The organism is Westiellopsis prolifica IICB1 (assembly GCF_004323185.1).
Classification (GTDB): domain Bacteria; phylum Cyanobacteriota; class Cyanobacteriia; order Cyanobacteriales; family Nostocaceae; genus Pelatocladus; species Pelatocladus prolificus_A.
In genome coordinates, this window is record NZ_NAPS01000003.1 from 469,605 (window position 1) to 486,468 (window position 16,864).

Below are 16,864 nucleotides of genomic sequence, written 5' to 3' on the forward strand. Positions count from 1 at the left end.
TAATATTTATCTATTTTATTTTGCCTTAGCAATCCAAATTTCATAAAAATTTCTAAACTTAAAAACTGTTTTATCAATTTCAATAGATGACTGAGTTAAATATTTATCGATTAAATTTGCGACTGATTTATCTACCAATTCAGAACTTCTTTTTTGCCAAAAAACAACTAAATAATACAGTGGGTCTAACAACAAATTATTATTTTTTTCCATAAATATCAATACATGCCATTTTATTTCGTTTTCAGATATTGGACTGGCACTAGCGAATATGTTAATTTTATGTTTTTCATTAATTTTAATTCTACTTAAAAATCCACTTGGCCAAGCATCTACTCTATTGGTCAATTTTGTGATTTTTAATCCCAAAAAAGCAGCAATTTCACTTATAAAAAAATAATCTTTTATTTGGGTTTCAGTTATGGTTCCAAACCAGGCCTCTTTTGTAATCGGTAGTTTGCTGAGTTCTACATTTTTTTCATCAAGGCAGGTATGCTCGATGCGATCAATAACCGACGAATTATGTGATCTGATTATGTGATGATGATTAAGTACAATTTCAAGAATTTTTTGTACACTCGTTTTTGCTCTAAAGGAGAAGTAATTATGTATATAGTTATGTTTGTTATTTTCTATAACATCAAACACAGGTAAGTTAAATAAAGGATTAACAGAACCGTACCACACCCAAATGTAACCATATTCTTCCTTAGTAACATAGGTAGAAAAATCATCCATAATTACTGGTTTACCGATTTTGTCTCGCCATGCTATTAAGGAGTGGCCAAATAACTGAATTTTTTGTAATTTACTGTTCAGTTCCTTGGATACCATCGCGATGTACCAACTGGCTGCTAGATTCATCTTGAGTTTATGATTTTGTTAATTTTGGCTAAATACTCTTTCAAGAACAGGACTTACGCAAAACATAACGAAAGTAGGGGTAATTCATGAATTACCCCTACGCAAGAATAAGGTTTTCGGTCACATCTTGCGTAAGTCCTGAAGAAAACTAACCGGAACTATTTATTTTCTGGTCAAATCCCTTCATATTATAAAATTCAAACCAGATATCTCAATTTTATATAAATTTGTATTAATTACAATTAACTATGGGATGGAAGTTTCACCCATCCCATAGTTAGACGATTAGGATACCCATCCTAGTCATCAGTCATACCGATTTGAAAAATGCTTGCAACAGATAGATTTGCACAAGTGTAGACTAGACAGGTTTCACTTTTCTAATTCAAGTTCAAAATTCAAAATCACGGTAATTACTATATAACAGCGTCCAAATTTTAAGTCTCAGTGGGTTCTGCGGTTAGGCGGACATTATCAAAATCAAGACCAGAAAATTTGTCTTGTAAAAGGTTGACAAGTCGGATTCCCAACTTTTGACCTAAATGGAGATCTTTAGCTGTAGTGGTATATGTAACTGTTGAGGTTTTGAATTCTCCTTCTTTGATAAAAAGATTATTATGGTCAGCAGCAAGAACTGTATCTCCTGCTAGTAATTCCACTCGATAACCAGGAAAACCAGCAAAGGAAACTCCTTTGAATGTACCCGCAAAATTACCAACATCAACTGTTAGCGTGTACTTTGTGTCGGGTTCTAAGGTTGCATCAAGTATTTGTTCAAAACCAGCAACACCACTTCCAGGATTTTGAGATAGATAAATGTATCCTATATTACGACCTTCTGGAGCTAACTGGTTATAAAACTGTGTACCTGGACCAACACATCCTACACCGTTATTAGAAGTCCATGTTGTTCGTTTTTCAGGTACTAAATTATTTGGATCGTATGTTGTCCAACCAGGAGGTGTATCGATTGTATAATCATCCACTACATCCATGAAAGGGTCTTCAAATCCAGCATTGTTGATAGGAATGGAAACGACAGATGTAGCATGAGCAGGGGTATTAATTCCAAAGCAAATGAATATCAAACAAACAACAGCAACAATCAATTTTCGTTTCATGAATTTTTGTTCCTTCACCAATTTAGATAATATTTGTTTCGATAAATATTGCGTGCTGAGGATTTTGGAATAAGCTCATAATCTAAATTAATTTGACTGTACCTTAGCAACCCAAGTTTGATAAAATTGCCTAAATTTCAATACTGCTTCATCGGACTTGATAAATGCCTTACCTGTATCTGCGCTCATAGTATTGAAAATTGGTTTATCTTGCAATGTAGTAATATTGGTTTGCAAGCCAAAAGCAATGTAGGAAAGCAGATCCAGCCATAAATTACCAGTTTTTTTGATTAGGATTAAAACATGCCATATTGTCTGGTTTTCAGAAATTGGAGTAATACCAATGAGTAGCTCAAATTTCTGCTGTCCGTTAAATATAAATTTGCCTAAAGAGCCACTCGGCCAACAATCTGAATGGCTCGACACCGTTTCAATGTCTAACCCCAAAGCCTTGGCGATCGAACCTGCACTCATGTAACTTTTAATTTCAGCTTCCATTGTGCATCCAAACCAGGCTTCTTTTGAAATCGATAGTTTGTCAGGTTCTACATCCCTCTCATTGAGCAAGGTTAGTCCAATTTGACCATTTACCGCCATCCCGTGTAGTGTGACGAGATGCTGATGATCAAATACGTTTTCCATGACTCGTCGCGCACTAGTTTTAACTGTAAAAGAAAAGCGATAAGGCATATACTTATGCTTGTTGTCGCTTTCTGCGACATCAAACTTAGGTAAATCAAACAAAGGATGTGCAGTACCATACCACACCCAGATATAACCATATTTTTCCTGTGTCACATACGTTTGTTGACGCGCTGTTGCCGGAATTTGATCTGTCACAGGTGTTGCTACCTTTGGTATATGCACGCACACACCTGAATTATCGTAGCGCCAGTGATGAAAAGGACATTGAATGCAACCATCTACCAGTTGACCAATTGCTAAAGATGCACCTAAGTGTGAGCAGAAACGCTCCATAATTACTGCTTTACCAGCTTGATCTCGCCATGCTACTAAGGGAAGGCCAAATAACTCTATAGCTTGTAGTTTTTTCCCAACCTCCTTAGATTTCATGGCAATATACCAACTTGCTGCTAGATTTATCTTCTTGTGGTCAGCTTGAGTTTGTGATTGTGTTACTTTCGGTTGTAAGCTCTTTTCTACATGACTAACCATTTCCTTATTCCTTCACTAACACAAGAAAATTTACCTTTCAATAAAGAAATCGGTCCCAATGAAACAAATTTCACCGCCAAGCATGAAAGTAGAATTTTTCCTGTTCCCTGTTAAGAGTTCCCGACTTTCAAGTCAGAAGTCAGAGGATAGAAGAGAAGAGGATTTGATGGATTTGTCTTGTTTGTTTCATTCATAGCAGGTGGCGATCGCCGCCAGTGGGACGCTCTTAAAAACACATTTTGGAACCCTTACCCAGTAAGGATTTGAAATTTTCAAGTTGAATATGTTTCTTTTATATGTTGCGAGAGCGCAAAACGTACCTAAAGAAACCCTTGCTGTATCAGGATTCTAAAATGTGCGTCTTAGGAGAACACAGCTACTGCTGTAAAAAAGTTTAGGTATCAACGGTTTCTGTAATTAAGCGGACATTATCAAAATCAAGACCTGAAAATTTACCTTGTAAGAGGTTGATGAGTCGGATTCCCAGCTTTTGGCCTAGATAGGGGTTGTTAGCCGCAGAAGTGAATGTCACCGTTGATGTTTTGAATTCTCCGTCTTTGATGTAAAGATTATTGTGGTCGGCAGCTAAAACAGTATCACCTGCTAGTAATTCCACACGATAACCAGGAAAACCAGCGAAGGAAACTCCTTTGAACATACCTCCAAAATTGCCGATATCAACTATCAATTTGTAACTAGTATTAGGCTCTAAGACAGCATCAAGTGTTTGTTCAAAACCAGCAATACCACTTCCAGTTTTCTGAGCTAGATAAACAAATCCTATATTTTTACCTTCTGGAAGTTGTTGATTATAGAACAATTGCCCATAGTTCGGACCTACATGCCCTACGCCATTATTTGAAGTCCATTTGGTTCGTTTTTCAGGTATCAAACCATTTGGATTGTATGTTGTCCAACCGGGAGGAGCGTCAATTGTATAGTCACCTTCTACTTTCAAAATAGGCTCTTCAAATCCTGGATTTTTGATGGGAATGGAAGTAGTAACTGCGGCATTAGCAGGTGTATTAATTCCAGAGCAGATATATATTAGCAAAACAATAGCAGCAACAATCAAATTTCGCTTCATGAATTTTCACCCATTCATCAGTTTAGATAATTGATTAAGTAAGTCCGCACGAATAAAGCTAACTAGTTGGGGTCGTCATTTGTCCCTTCTCCTTTGTCATTTGTAAGGGTTTTAGGCATGTTTACTTTTCGTAACTCAGTTTTATTCCCACCGACTTACTTACATTCTGTTAATAAATGAATATCATTCATAAATCAGTAGCTACGCTATTGGATATTCGTGAAAAAAACAAAAAAATTGAGCAATAAATTTGCGATATCAAGAGGCTATTTTTAACAAAAAATAGTTGCAAATATTAGATAAGATTTAAATTTTTGCTACACAATAGTCTAAATTACAGCCGATTCAACACTTAAACGAACATTATCAAAATCAATATTCCCAGACAAAGTTTGTAACGAGTTTATTAGTCGAATTCCTAACTTCTGCCCTAGATACGGGCTGTCAGGTTTAGCTGTAAATTTTATCATTGAGGTTTTGAATTCTCCCTCTTTGATGTAGACGCTATTATGGTCAACAGCTATAACTTTGTCGCCTGCTAGCAATTCTACGCGATAGCCAGGGAAATCAGCCAAGGAAATATCTTTGTAGCCATCTGCTGAATTGCCAATATCAACGAGCAACGTGTAATTTTTGTTGGATTCTAATACAGTATCAAGTGTCTGTTCTAAACCAGCAATACCGCTTCCAGGTTCATGAGCCAGATAAACAGACCCCATATTCCGACCTTCTGGAACCTTTTGGTCATAAAAAGCTGAACTTGGGGTCGCATTTGTCACGCCTACATATGAAGTCTGTACTGTTGGTTGTTCAGGTATTAAACCATTTGGATCATATGTTGACCACCCAGGAGGCGTATTAACAGTATAGTAATCTTTCACCTCCAAGAAAGGATCTTCAAATCCTGCATTTTTGATAGGAATAGAAACAGCACCTGTAGCATTAGCAGGGGTATTAATTCCAAGGCAAATGAATATCAAAAAAACAACAGCAACAATTGATTTTAGTTTCATGAGTTTTTGTTCCTTCACCAATTTTGATAAAAATCTCTTTCAATCAATCTTGTGTGCTGAGAATCTTGTAATCAATTAAATCAGTGAAAAGTGAACAGTGAACAGTTATCAGTTATCAGTTATCACGGCGTATGGTGGGGGATTTAAACCCACCACCAACGCCTACCATCAATTGGTGGGAGACTTAAACCCAAGAATAAATACATCACTATTTACTGATAACTGATAACCGTTAAAAGTCCAACAAGGAGAATACTTAAAAAGATAAATTAATTCAGTGCTTATCCAAAATTAATTACATTTTCTTCTCTAAATAGATACTGCTAAATTGTGAAAAATATTAAATATTGGTAGGTTGTGCAGTTAGGCGGACATTATCGAAATCAATATTTGCAGATGAACTTTGTAAAAGATTAATAAGCCGAATTCCTAACTTCTGGCCTAATAAGGGCGTGTTAGGCTTAGTAGTAAATGTTACTGTTGAGGTTTTGAATCCTCCCTCCTCTATGGAGATGGTATTTTCATCAGCAGCCAACACTGTATCACCTGCTAGTAATTCCACACGATAGCCAGGAAAAACAGCTAGAGAAATGTCTTTGAAGCTATCTGCTGCGTTGCCTATATCAACCATTAACGTGTATTTTGTATTGGGTTCTAAGGTAGCATCAAGTGTTTGTTCCAGACCCGCGATACCGCTTCCTGATTTTTGGATTAGGTAAACAGATCCTATATTCCGGCCTTCTGGAGCATGTTGGTCATAGAAGGCTGATCTTGGAAAAGCATTTGTTACGCCTAAATAGGAAGTTGAGTCTGTTGGTTTTTCAGGGATCAAACCATCTGGATTATACATTGTCCAGTTAGTTGGTGTCTCAAGAGTAAATTCATCTTTTACCTTCAAAAAAGGATCTTCAAATCCCGGATTATTGATGGGAATTTGAATCACATTTGCAGCATTAGCAGGAGTATTTATTGTAAAGCAAATGTATATCAAAAAAACAGTAACAGCAACAATCAGATTTTGCTTCATAAGCTTTTGTTCCTCTACCAATTTAGATACATCTGTTTCAATCAATATTAGGTGCTAAGAGGATATCTGAAAAGTGTTTAATTTCAATACCTTCGCCAAAATAAAGAGGGCTTTCTGTAGTATAATTATTAGTTACGTCTCACAGGTTTTGCTTTCTCACTTCCGTCGATTTAACCCTGATTTTAGTATTACAGACCTCAAAGCTTTATTCCGAGGTTATAAGTATGTTGAGGAAACTATAAAATTCCTTCGGGAAAAACCAGACCCAGTTTTACTCGCAAATATTTTCCACAGAGTTACCAATTTAGGGCGCATCCACCCAGCTGATCTTTGTTCTAGCAGTTCATAAATTTGGCGAAGGTATTGTAATTTAGTAGTGAATTTCAGTTTCAACGATGAGTAATTACATCCAGTAATTGGGTGGTTGCATCTTGTCTGTAGTCACAAAACCAGGAGGTGCATCAATTAAATGTTGCAGTCGGTTGACAAGGGAAGCACATGTCATCTGCGCTGTTGCAGGTCGATGAATAGTGAGGGTGGTAGTCGGTTCACCAACCAAAGTGCATTCATAAGTGTCGATTTCATCAGGTGTATAAATTTTTCCCAGCACCTGATTTTCAATAATTACTCCTTTTTCAGTTTCAGTAGTCACGACAGCTTTCATTCCAGTGACACTACCTACAGAGATGTCAGTCTTCAGGGAGGTTGAGTGGATGGTTTTTATATTTGTGATGGGCCAAAACTCCTGCTTTTGAGTGCGAATAGCCAATCCTAAATGGGCACACAGCCACTCATTCATATACCAAGAAGGGAAAGGTTCTGTATAACCTGAGATTTGTTGCTTGAAAGCCTCCACACTAAGTCCTACACCATACTGAGCAGCGACAGAGCTGCCATAGCCATCTATGTTGTATTGGATAATAGCTTGAATGCGATCAATACGGTGAGTACCAGCAGCTAAAATGCTAATGAGATTTCCAAGGAAAACATCTTGAAAACCCGAACCTGTGAGTGTACAGTTATGCTCTTTTGCTAGCTTATCCAATTTTTGAGTCAGGTCAGGAGAGGTATTCCAAGGATAGAATGCTTCTTCTGCAAGCGTGATAGCATTGACTCCATGTCGTGCCGACGTTTCTAGCGAATCATAGATGTCAATCATCAAGCTACGTGTGCTGATTATACAAACATTTGCATTAGCTTTGTGAAATACCTGTTTGGCTTCATCAGGATGATGTATAAATGTCCCCAATGACCTCTTCAGTGCCGAGATTTCTCCTGCATCTTTGCCAACGCGGGAGACATTGCGGTCAATAGCACCCACAAGTTCAACACCTTTATCCTTCAAGTACTTGATGATTATCTGACCCATATGACCACAACCCCAGACTATTGCTCGGATCTTCGGCTCTGTCATGACAAATCCTCCTGATTAGATACTTTTTGGTTCATGAAAGTTTATCGTTCTTGATTGCTGCTAGTTCTTTGGCTAGATAAGGCTATCAGTTCCAAAAGCAATATAAACTAATCAAGCAATGGCAGTAACAAGCAAATTTAGTTTCATAAGTTTTTGCTTCTTTGTTTTACTGTGCCTTAGCAACCCAACTTTGATAAAATTGTCTGTACTTCAATAATGGCTGGTCAGACTTTATAAATGCCTGACCTGTATCTGTACTCATGGTGTCCCAGATTGGTTGATCTAGCAATCCATTAGCTTTTGTTAGCCAGCCAAAAATGATGTAGGAAATTAGATCCAGCCACAAGTTACCAGTTTTGTTAATCATGACCAAAACTTGTAATATTGTCTGATTTTTAGAAATTGGAGTGATACTAGCGAGTACCTTAGCCTTTTGCTGTCCATCACAACTAAATGTATTTATGTATCCACTTGGCCAACCATCTAGTCGGTTTCCTTGAGTTTCAACATTTAACCCTAAAAACTTAATAATCGCACCAACACCAACATTATTTTTAATCCGAGCTTTGAGTATACTTCCTATCCAGGCTTCTTTTATAACTGGTATTTCACCAAGCTCTATGTCCTCCTTATTTAGTAGGGTTAGTTCAATTTGATCAGCTACATCTATATGATGTATTGTAACTAAATGGTGGTGGTCAAATGCGTTTTCTATTACCCGCCGCACAGTAGTGTTAGCTTTTAAAAAGAAGCGATAAGACATATATTTATGCTTGTTGCTGCTTTCTGCTGCATCAAACTTGGGTAAATCAAACAAAGGATGTGCAGTACCATACCACACCCAGATATAACCATATTTTTCCTGTGTCACATACGTTTGTTGACGCGCTGTTGCCGGAATCTGATCTGTCACAGGTGCTGCTACCTTTGGGATGTCCACGCACACACCAGAACTATCGTAGCGCCAGTGATGAAAAGGACATTGAATGCAACCATCTACGACCTCACCGATTGCTAAAGATGCACCTAAGTGTGAGCAAAAACGATCCATAATTACAGCTTTGCCAGCTTTGTCTCGCCATGCAACTAAGGGGCGACCAAATAACTCGATTGCTTGTGGTTTTTTACCTAATTCTTTCGACAGCATGGCAACATACCAACTAGCTGCCAAATTCATTGTCTGCCCAACTTGAGTTTCCGATTTTATGACTGGGTTTACGCTTTTCTCAAGATAACTAACCATTCGTTTGTTCTTTCCTCAATACAAGAAAATCAAAATTGGTATACCATAGCTATTACTTTAAAAAAACAGTTTAAGTTTCAGCTGGTTCCGCAGTTAAACGGACATTATCAAAATCAACACCTGAGAATTTGCCTTGTAAAGGATTGATGAGTCGAATTCCTAAATGTTGACCCAGATAAGGAGACTCAGGTGTAGCAGTAAATGTCACTGTTGTACTTTTGAAGTCTTTCTCTTTAATATAGAGGGTATTGTGATCAGCAGCCAAAACTGTATCACCCGCCAGTAATTCTATACGATAGCCAGGAAAACCATCCAAGGTTTTCCCTTGGAAGCTACCTCCTGAATTACCGATATCAACCGTTAAGGTATATTTTGTGTTAGGTTTTAAGACTGCATCAAGCGTCTGTTCCAGACCAGCAATACCGCTTCCAATTTCTTGAGCAAGATAAACAAATGCTACATTGCGGCCTTCCGGAGCTTTGTGGTTATAGAATTCTGAGTTTGAACCAGTATACCCCACACCATTATTTGAAGTGATTCTTGTTCGTTTTGCAAGTACTAGACCACCTGGATCGTATGTTATCCAACCAGGAGGGGTATCAATAGTATAATCATCTTCAATTTGCAAGATCGGTTCTTCAAATCCTGCATTTTTGATAGGAATAGAAACAGCACTTGCTGCATTGGCAAAAACATTAATTCCAGAGAAAATGTATACTAACAAAACAATGGCAGCAATGATAAAATTTCGTTTCATGAGTTTTTTCTCTTGATTAAGAAATTTTGTGTAGCGTTAATTGTTTTTTACGCAGCAGATTTCAAATTTTTATTATCTAGCCGCTTTAATTTCAAAAATCTTTTCAATAACATTGGAAACAATGTTATCCGGAGTAGAAGCTCCAGAGGTAATTCCTACTACAATCTGGCCAGGTGGTAGCCAATCTTCAACTACTTCTAAGCTGGAATGCAGTTTTTTATGCTGAATGCGATTACCTGGCCCTAAACGTTCTACACTGTCGATGTGATAAGAGGGGATACCATATTTCAAGGCGATTTCCTGCAAGTGAGTTGTGTTAGAGGAGTTAAAGCCACCCACCACAACCATCAGGTCTATCTTTTCTTCCACAAGTTTGAACATTGCATCCTGACGCTCTTGGGTTGCATCGCAGATGGTGTTGAAGCTCAAGAAATGATTATTGATTTGGCTTGGACTATACTTACGCATGAGAGTACGCTCAAATAGCTTCCCAATTTGCTCGGTTTCCCTTTTGAGCATTGTTGTTTGATTAGCAATTCCTATACGTTCTAAATCGGTGTCTGGGTCAAATCCTAAAGAATAGCTACCAGCAAATTTACTCAAGAATTCTTCACGGTCTCCACCATTGAGAATATAATCGCAGACATACTTTGCCTGTTGTAAATTAAGGATAATTAGATATTTGTCGGCATAGGAACTAGTTGCAATTGTTTCTTCATGCTTATACTTACCGTGGATAATGGATGTATAACTATGTTTTTTGTGCTTTTCAACACTATTCCAAACTTTAGAAACCCAGGGACAAGTTGTATCTACAATTGTACAGCCTATTGTGTTTAATAATTGAATTTCCTGAATTGTAGCTCCAAAGGCAGGTAGAATTACTACATCTTGCTCAGTAATAACCGTAAAATCCTTCTGTCCCTCCTCATTCATTGGAATAAATTCAATCTGCATTTCTGTCAGATTTTGATTAACCGTAGGATTGTGAATAATCTCGTTGGTAATCCAAATTCGTTCAGTTGGAAATTGCTTTCGTGTTTCATAAGTTAAAGCAATCACCCGCTCGACCCCCCAGCAAAATCCAAATGCTTCTGCTAGTCGAATGGTGACATCACCTCGTTGTAATTTATAGCCATTCTCTCGGATCTGTTGGATTAAATCACTCTGATACTCAAAATGCAATCTTTCTGTTGCTTCTACTTTATGTCCAAACCCATTACGGTAATATCGATTAGAATTATGGAGCGATCGCTTTAAGGCTTTTGTATCCATCTGACTTGAAAGTGGGTATACAGATATAACATCCATGCTGGTGCCAGCAATTTATGATAAGTACTTAGCTACTTAGTGAGTTCTAGTGATAATATAGTCAGCTAGACTTATTAAAGGGATAGCTTTTTCCTCAAAAGGAGCAAGTTCTTTCTTGGCTTCCTCAATTAATTTTTGTGCCTGGTATCTAGATTCATTAATTCCTAACAAACTAGGATAAGTTGCTTTCTGTGCTTTTTCGTCCTTACCTGGGGTTTTACCTAGTTGTTCTTTAGTTGCAATAACATCTAGAACATCATCGATAATCTGAAAGGCAAGACCAATATTCCGAGCATAACGAGAAAGCCTCCGTAAAACCTCATCATTTGCTCCTACTAACAATGCTCCTGAAACAACACAGGCTTCCAATAACGCACCAGTTTTGTGAGAGTGAATAAAGTTGAGAGTTGCTAGATCAATATTTTGCAATTTCTCTGATTCAAGATCAGCAACTTGACCACCTGCTAAACCTGCTGCTCCAACCGCATGACTTAACTGACCAATAACTCTTAACAGGCGATCAGCTGGAACTCCTTTTGTTTGAACTACTATATATTCAAATGCATAGGGCAAAAGTGCATCGCCAGCCAGTATGGCAATATTTTCACCATAGATTTTATGATTGGTTAACTTACCTCGACGATAGTCGTCGTTATCTAAAGCAGGTAAGTCGTCATGCATTAAAGACATCGTGTGAAGCATTTCCAGCGCACAAGCAGTGGGCATAGCCATTTCTAAAACGCCCCCAGATAATTCACAGCTGGCAAGACATAAAATTGGGCGCAGACGTTTTCCCCCGGCCATTAAGGAATAACGCATAGACTTGTATAGCTTTTCTGGATAACCTGAAGTGATTGAGCTTTCGAGTGCTGCTTCAACTTTCTCCCGCCGTTGTGCAAGGTAGTCTGGCAAATTAAAAGTAGCTTCTGTAAGATATGTGTTTGTGTCTTTCAAAATTGACGATTGTACAGAAGCATTTACAGTTTTGATTTCATGACTAATTTCTTGAGTTTCATAGTATTCAGAATTTAGGATTGCTTGTTCAGAATTTTTAGTATTCATTGTTGATTCATTCACTAGGAGGAGTATGAATATTAGTTTTTAAATACTTAATTTTGACCGATAATTCCGATCAGGGTACAAAAAAGCAGATAAATCCTGGGAAGAAATCGAAAATCCACGCATCCAAAATCCTCAAGAAAGCGGACCCGTCCGTGGGGTCAATTCCATTTTCCATAGACGCTTTTGCGGCTATTCTACGAGAAGGGCTGCGCCCTAGGGTGCAGGGTAATCCAAAATTCAAAATTGGATGACCTGATTTTTGATAATTACTACATCACATCATGCACTAATTTAGCTTTTTATTAAAAAATTAGTACAGTTACACATGTACTTTTTTATTAAATTGTTATCTAAACTTATTGAGTTTATCTTCACTGTAAAAGAAAAAATTTTCAGTGAGTATTTCTTCATGAATACCATAAAACCTACCTTCATAAGTTTTGTTGTTTACTACTCTTCTAAGAAATACAGAAAACAGGGTAGAAGGAGATAGATGTTTACTGGGTGTGGTCAATCATTTGTTGGTTGAGTGCGATCGCTATGGGGTTAAACTGTTGTCCACCGCCGTTTGAAAGCCGTGTACTCATGTCTGTTACCAGACGTAGCATTTTTGATGAATTACAGAAAGCAATTGATTTTTTGGATGATTGTTTAGTAGATATTACTGGCTCCGAACAACAAGAGGAGGAATTCCAAGATTAAAAAGCCAAATTACTTCGCGACAATTGCTAGCGAAGCATTTTTCTCCCCTATGTTTTTCAAAAATTGAGATACTCCTTACAAGAATAATTGCATCCTACCTAAGCTATATTTTTAAATAAAAAAGAAAGTTTTTTGCTTGATATCTGCCGCTAGATACATTTATTACTTCTACAAGAGACTTTCACTGCAAAGTCTGCGTTTTCCAACATATAGGGATTTTATCATTTAATTGTCATCAAATCTTAATATAACCACAAAGTTGCTGAGTCAGTAAGTTTAAATACAACTCAGTATTTTAAATAAATATGTTTTATTTTTTCATCTAAAATCAAATAGAGCCAATAGTAAATATTCAATATAATAGTATTTAAAAGCAAAAGCTACTCCATAACAGTATTATTGAATGATAAGCTTTATCAATATTTGGGATAAGTGAACAAAAAATAATTCTCCTTAAAGTATAAATTAAGACTATGTATATTTTAATCTCAATAATAATACACAGTTGAGTATCATTACGGTTCTTTTTATTACAGAAATATTTAAAAATTTATGTTACATGTACATGTTAAAAGCAGGGTTATGATGCTTCGTATGAGTCACAGGTTAAAATCAGTTTGATCTTGTCGATTAATGTCACGCTAAGAATGTGGGAAATATGTTTGTAATATGTTTTGATGTCAAAAAATGAATGAAGCGTCTAAATATTACGCAACAGCTTCCCCAAGATACTGTTTTCTACAACGATTTTGACGAAGTTTTGATTAATAGTTAGTCAATCGACAAAATATTGATTACATCAACCTGCTACCGATGGCTTTAACCTTGAGTGTTTTGACAGAAAGACTTTTTAACAAAAATGACTTTGAGGAAAAAATTGCCAGTCTAAATGCATAAAGCAAGGGAACTTATAGTTAACTGGCAATTTTCGACAGCAGATGCATAATTTCAATTCAAATGGCTTCGTCCATCAATGATTTATTGATAGTCTATAAGATTCAACAATGTCTTTTTCTAGCCAGTAATCATAAGTCATCCGTACTTGCCATAGAGGTAATACATGGATCAAATTTGGTACAGACACTCTAGTATCTTTTGCAGTGTCATTCAATAAGTTCCTTTAAAAATACTATGGGAGTGCGAAATTATTTATGAGGGATGATAAGGCACGTAAACCCAACTAAATATTTAGGATTTATGCACTTTACAAATCAACTCCTATGTGAATAACACTCTAGCGCCAACTTCTGTGCAGTTCTGTAATAGTTCAGATCGAGCAAGAATTTCTCATTTTTTATCTCACTTATGCATAAGTCGATCTTGCTTGCACCCAATTAAAGAAAGAAGGGCATTAAATAAGTCTAAACTACATAATCCGATTTTTGTCAAGGCGTAAGTCCTAATATTTTCTGAAAACCAAATATGAGGGAGGGTATACAGATGTACAATAATATTCGGGTATTACTTGCTAACGAACCTTCATTAATAGGAGTAGGTATTCGTACTACTCTAAGTGTCGAAAAAAAATTAATCATAGTAGGTGAAGCAAACAGTAGTCATAAAATTAGAAAATTACATCAAAAGCTTCAACCAGATTTAATAATTATGGATTTAGATTTACCTCAATTCAAATTCCCTGATGCAATAGCTTTTTTACACAGGAATTGTGCGAAGCTAAAGATATTAGGGCTTATGAATCATAACAAACTAGCTCTTTCCATTTTAAAAAGAAATGGTATAGCAGGCTGTGTACTGAAATCTGAAGAACCACAAACACTAATTAATGCTAGTCTTACAGTAGCCCAAGGGAAAACATGGTTTAGTAAAAATCTTGTAGAAGATTATGTTCAATCTAATAAAGGCGAATGGAATCAAGCTGAAAATGCTAATTTGACACAGCGAGAACAACAAATTCTAAGGATGATAGCGCGAGGTTTGGATAATACTTGTATTGCTAATGAGCTAAGTTTAGGTCATCAAACAATACGCAATTATATTAGCCAAATTTATGCAAAATTAGGACTGAATTCACGAACTGAAGCAGTTCTATGGGCAATCAAAAATGACGTTTTACAACATAATCATGATGTGTTAGCTAGAATGCAATTCAACTCACGTGGTTGTCAGGAATTAGCAAGTAATAAAATTAACATAATATGACACCAAACCTCTGAATTTGCACTTATATCAATTCTTCGTGAAGCTGCTCCCGAATTTTACCCTTCCCCGCAAGGATACATCTGGCGAATCAGGGGTGACACCCCTCACCGACGATTTTTCGTCATTCCACCAGATGTAGAGACGCGCCATGGCGCGTCTCTACAACCAATTTGTGGGCGAACGAGGGGTTTGACCCCCTATTCGCCAGCTGCATCCGCAAGTGTGGAGGGGTGGCGAAGCCGGGATGTGGTCTTTGTATGCGTCTTCATATTAAACTAGTATCACATTATACCTGATGAGATATAAGGCAATACTGCTCGGATAAGACAAATCGCTTGACTTTTAAACTCACCAGAGACGTGCCATAGCACGTCTCGGCGTTGCATAATTATGATGGAAAATTCTATCCCTTGCAGTACTGGGATATAAGGTAGGTGCAAGAATGAGCGCTCAAGGTTCGCGATCGCACGCTCCCGCAACTAACAAAATTAGCACATTTCTCGGCTCAAGGCTAAAAGCTTTGCTATATAAAGGTTATAAAATGTGCAGTTTCAGAGGAACAACATTTGTTGTCAGATAAAATGAGAATTAATTGACGTTGCTAAATTGGAAGGAAGAAAGCTTGGCAACCATTTCAGCACGAGATGAAACTTCAAGTTTACGAAACATACGTTTTAAAGCTTGTTTGACAGAATTTTCCTGAATTCCGAGAATTGTACCAATTTCAGCATTTGTAAATCCCCGTGCTACGAGTTCAGAAATTTCTACTTCACGTGGAGTTAGAGGTTTAATCTCAAAAGAATTCAATCTCGTTTGTTCAGATGGCTTCAGGGAAATAGAAATAGTTTGTGAGCCTCCTGTTGCAACCCAAGTGGATAGATGTAGACAAAGAGCACTTAAATCTGCTAGATTTTGTGTGTTAAATGCAGGCATTCCCTTTTCACGGGTCAAGGCTACTATACCCACTAATTGTCCATTGCTTACAATTGGACCTGCCATGACGTGCCAGTGATCATTACGGGGACAAATTAGCCTCCATGTTTTTGGTGATACTACTAATCCTTCATGAACAGGAGCGTGGCGTTCCACTAAGTAGGACAAGACTGGATTGTATTTAGTAGATAATCCTAGTTGCAGGGCTTTCTGAAAATTGCTTTTTTGAAAACTGGCATAAATAGAAGGTAGCTGATTAAAAAAAAGCAATCTCCACCTTTTAGCAGTGAAATACTCGCCCACCTCCGCAGAAATTTGCGATTTCAACTCTTGTTCATCTTTAGCCTTAGCAATTAACTGGAATAGAGATTGTAACGATTTTGTCATCATCGCTTCATTTGATACTTTGTACCCGATCAAGGACTAGGCAGAACCAAATTGTCCATCTTATTCTAGCTTTAAGGTAACTGCCTAGCTAGTAGAATTTGAGGAAAGCTAAACAGAGACATTACCTTGTAAGAGACTTCCAAAAAAATAAACTTCTAAGCAAAGTGTCTAAGAACTCTTTGTTGTACCCTTTTGTTCGCAGGGCTGTTTCATTCTAAAAAGGAAAATAGTAATAGGATATTATGGGCACAATGTCGTATTGCTCTGGTTAGGGAATCAAAACCATTGTGACGAAACAAGTTAATTACAAAACTGCGAAGAATGGAGAAATTTGCAGATGCATAACCATCAACCATTTGTGCCTTGTCTTCATCAAACACAACATCTTTGACCCAATGTCATCGATTTTCTACACCTCAATGACCACGAATGCCTTGGGCAAAATCTGAAGCTTCAAGGGTCATTGAACTTATGTAATATACGGTTTCCTCATAAGGCTTACCAGCACGAGTACCAAGACGTTCAACTTGAACTATTCGTTTTAGCCCAACCCAATCATTGGAAATATGATCCAAATTATCAAACACCGATACCCGACGTTGAGTCA

At 37.2% G+C, this 16,864-nt stretch carries 13 protein-coding genes and 1 pseudogene; 1 reads left to right on the forward strand and 13 read right to left on the reverse strand.

Translation table 11 applies throughout. The features are described from left to right. Positions 1–15: 15 nt before the first annotated feature. The 11 genes from B4U84_RS27160 to ambP2 form a co-directional block, all read right to left on the reverse strand. Complete coding sequence (locus B4U84_RS27160) at positions 16–864, reverse strand: Rieske (2Fe-2S) protein (RefSeq protein WP_131121254.1); 849 nt, start codon at positions 862–864, stop codon at positions 16–18. A gap of 437 nt (positions 865–1,301) precedes the next feature. Next, positions 1,302–1,985 carry a hypothetical protein gene (locus B4U84_RS27165; protein WP_131121255.1) on the reverse strand — a complete coding sequence of 228 codons (684 nt, stop codon included), beginning with the start codon at positions 1,983–1,985 and terminating at the stop codon, positions 1,302–1,304. A gap of 87 nt (positions 1,986–2,072) precedes the next feature. Continuing rightward, positions 2,073–3,161, reverse strand: coding sequence for an aromatic ring-hydroxylating oxygenase subunit alpha (locus B4U84_RS27170; protein WP_131121256.1), 1,089 nt, complete (start codon positions 3,159–3,161; stop codon positions 2,073–2,075). A gap of 394 nt (positions 3,162–3,555) precedes the next feature. Next, the gene (locus tag B4U84_RS27175; RefSeq protein ID WP_131121257.1) at positions 3,556–4,248 is read right to left on the reverse strand and encodes a hypothetical protein; all 693 of its coding nucleotides are present in this window, start codon (positions 4,246–4,248) and stop codon (positions 3,556–3,558) included. Positions 4,249–4,577: 329 nt separating this feature from the next. Next, a complete protein-coding gene (locus B4U84_RS27180; protein ID WP_131121258.1) occupies positions 4,578–5,261 on the reverse strand; it encodes a hypothetical protein in 684 nt (227 codons plus the stop codon). A gap of 340 nt (positions 5,262–5,601) precedes the next feature. Then, positions 5,602–6,288, reverse strand: a complete 687-nt coding sequence (locus B4U84_RS27185) for a hypothetical protein (RefSeq protein ID WP_165490374.1) — start codon at positions 6,286–6,288, stop codon at positions 5,602–5,604. 403 nt (positions 6,289–6,691) lie between these two features. Next, positions 6,692–7,702: an NAD(P)H-dependent amine dehydrogenase family protein gene (locus B4U84_RS27195; RefSeq protein WP_131121260.1), complete on the reverse strand. Its 1,011-nt coding sequence runs from the start codon at positions 7,700–7,702 to the stop codon at positions 6,692–6,694. A gap of 166 nt (positions 7,703–7,868) precedes the next feature. Further along, positions 7,869–8,945: an aromatic ring-hydroxylating oxygenase subunit alpha gene (locus B4U84_RS27200; RefSeq protein ID WP_017308631.1), complete on the reverse strand. Its 1,077-nt coding sequence runs from the start codon at positions 8,943–8,945 to the stop codon at positions 7,869–7,871. Positions 8,946–9,015: 70 nt separating this feature from the next. Then, positions 9,016–9,702: a hypothetical protein gene (locus B4U84_RS27205; RefSeq protein WP_131121261.1), complete on the reverse strand. Its 687-nt coding sequence runs from the start codon at positions 9,700–9,702 to the stop codon at positions 9,016–9,018. Positions 9,703–9,774: 72 nt separating this feature from the next. Then, positions 9,775–10,977: a 4-hydroxy-3-methylbut-2-enyl diphosphate reductase gene (locus B4U84_RS27210; protein WP_131121262.1), complete on the reverse strand. Its 1,203-nt coding sequence runs from the start codon at positions 10,975–10,977 to the stop codon at positions 9,775–9,777. A 72-nt stretch (positions 10,978–11,049) separates the two neighbouring features. Next, positions 11,050–12,090, reverse strand: coding sequence for a dimethylallyltranstransferase AmbP2 (gene ambP2 / locus B4U84_RS27215; RefSeq protein ID WP_476422772.1), 1,041 nt, complete (start codon positions 12,088–12,090; stop codon positions 11,050–11,052). Between the two features lie 2,127 nt (positions 12,091–14,217). Between ambP2 and B4U84_RS27220 the strand changes: the two genes are divergently transcribed. Further along, positions 14,218–14,937 carry a LuxR C-terminal-related transcriptional regulator gene (locus tag B4U84_RS27220; protein ID WP_044446470.1) on the forward strand — a complete coding sequence of 240 codons (720 nt, stop codon included), beginning with the start codon at positions 14,218–14,220 and terminating at the stop codon, positions 14,935–14,937. 588 nt (positions 14,938–15,525) lie between these two features. Here B4U84_RS27220 and B4U84_RS27225 read toward each other — a convergent pair. Further along, positions 15,526–16,257 (reverse strand): LuxR C-terminal-related transcriptional regulator, encoded by a 732-nt coding sequence (locus B4U84_RS27225; protein WP_131121319.1) that lies wholly within the window; start codon positions 16,255–16,257, stop codon positions 15,526–15,528. Between the two features lie 416 nt (positions 16,258–16,673). Then, positions 16,674–16,864 (reverse strand): annotated as a pseudogene (locus B4U84_RS30900) (ISAs1-like element ISPlr1 family transposase); the annotation flags it as partial.

Coding starts and splice junctions, on each gene's coding strand:
- B4U84_RS27160 (WP_131121254.1), bottom strand. CDS start 864: ATGAATCTAGCAGCCAGTTGGTACATCGCGATGGTATCCAAGGAACTG.
- B4U84_RS27165 (WP_131121255.1), bottom strand. CDS start 1,985: ATGAAACGAAAATTGATTGTTGCTGTTGTTTGTTTGATATTCATTTGC.
- B4U84_RS27170 (WP_131121256.1), bottom strand. CDS start 3,161: ATGGTTAGTCATGTAGAAAAGAGCTTACAACCGAAAGTAACACAATCA.
- B4U84_RS27175 (WP_131121257.1), bottom strand. CDS start 4,248: ATGAAGCGAAATTTGATTGTTGCTGCTATTGTTTTGCTAATATATATC.
- B4U84_RS27180 (WP_131121258.1), bottom strand. CDS start 5,261: ATGAAACTAAAATCAATTGTTGCTGTTGTTTTTTTGATATTCATTTGC.
- B4U84_RS27185 (WP_165490374.1), bottom strand. CDS start 6,288: ATGAAGCAAAATCTGATTGTTGCTGTTACTGTTTTTTTGATATACATT.
- B4U84_RS27195 (WP_131121260.1), bottom strand. CDS start 7,702: ATGACAGAGCCGAAGATCCGAGCAATAGTCTGGGGTTGTGGTCATATG.
- B4U84_RS27200 (WP_017308631.1), bottom strand. CDS start 8,945: ATGGTTAGTTATCTTGAGAAAAGCGTAAACCCAGTCATAAAATCGGAA.
- B4U84_RS27205 (WP_131121261.1), bottom strand. CDS start 9,702: ATGAAACGAAATTTTATCATTGCTGCCATTGTTTTGTTAGTATACATT.
- B4U84_RS27210 (WP_131121262.1), bottom strand. CDS start 10,977: ATGGATACAAAAGCCTTAAAGCGATCGCTCCATAATTCTAATCGATAT.
- B4U84_RS27220 (WP_044446470.1), top strand. CDS start 14,218: ATGTACAATAATATTCGGGTATTACTTGCTAACGAACCTTCATTAATA.
- B4U84_RS27225 (WP_131121319.1), bottom strand. CDS start 16,257: ATGACAAAATCGTTACAATCTCTATTCCAGTTAATTGCTAAGGCTAAA.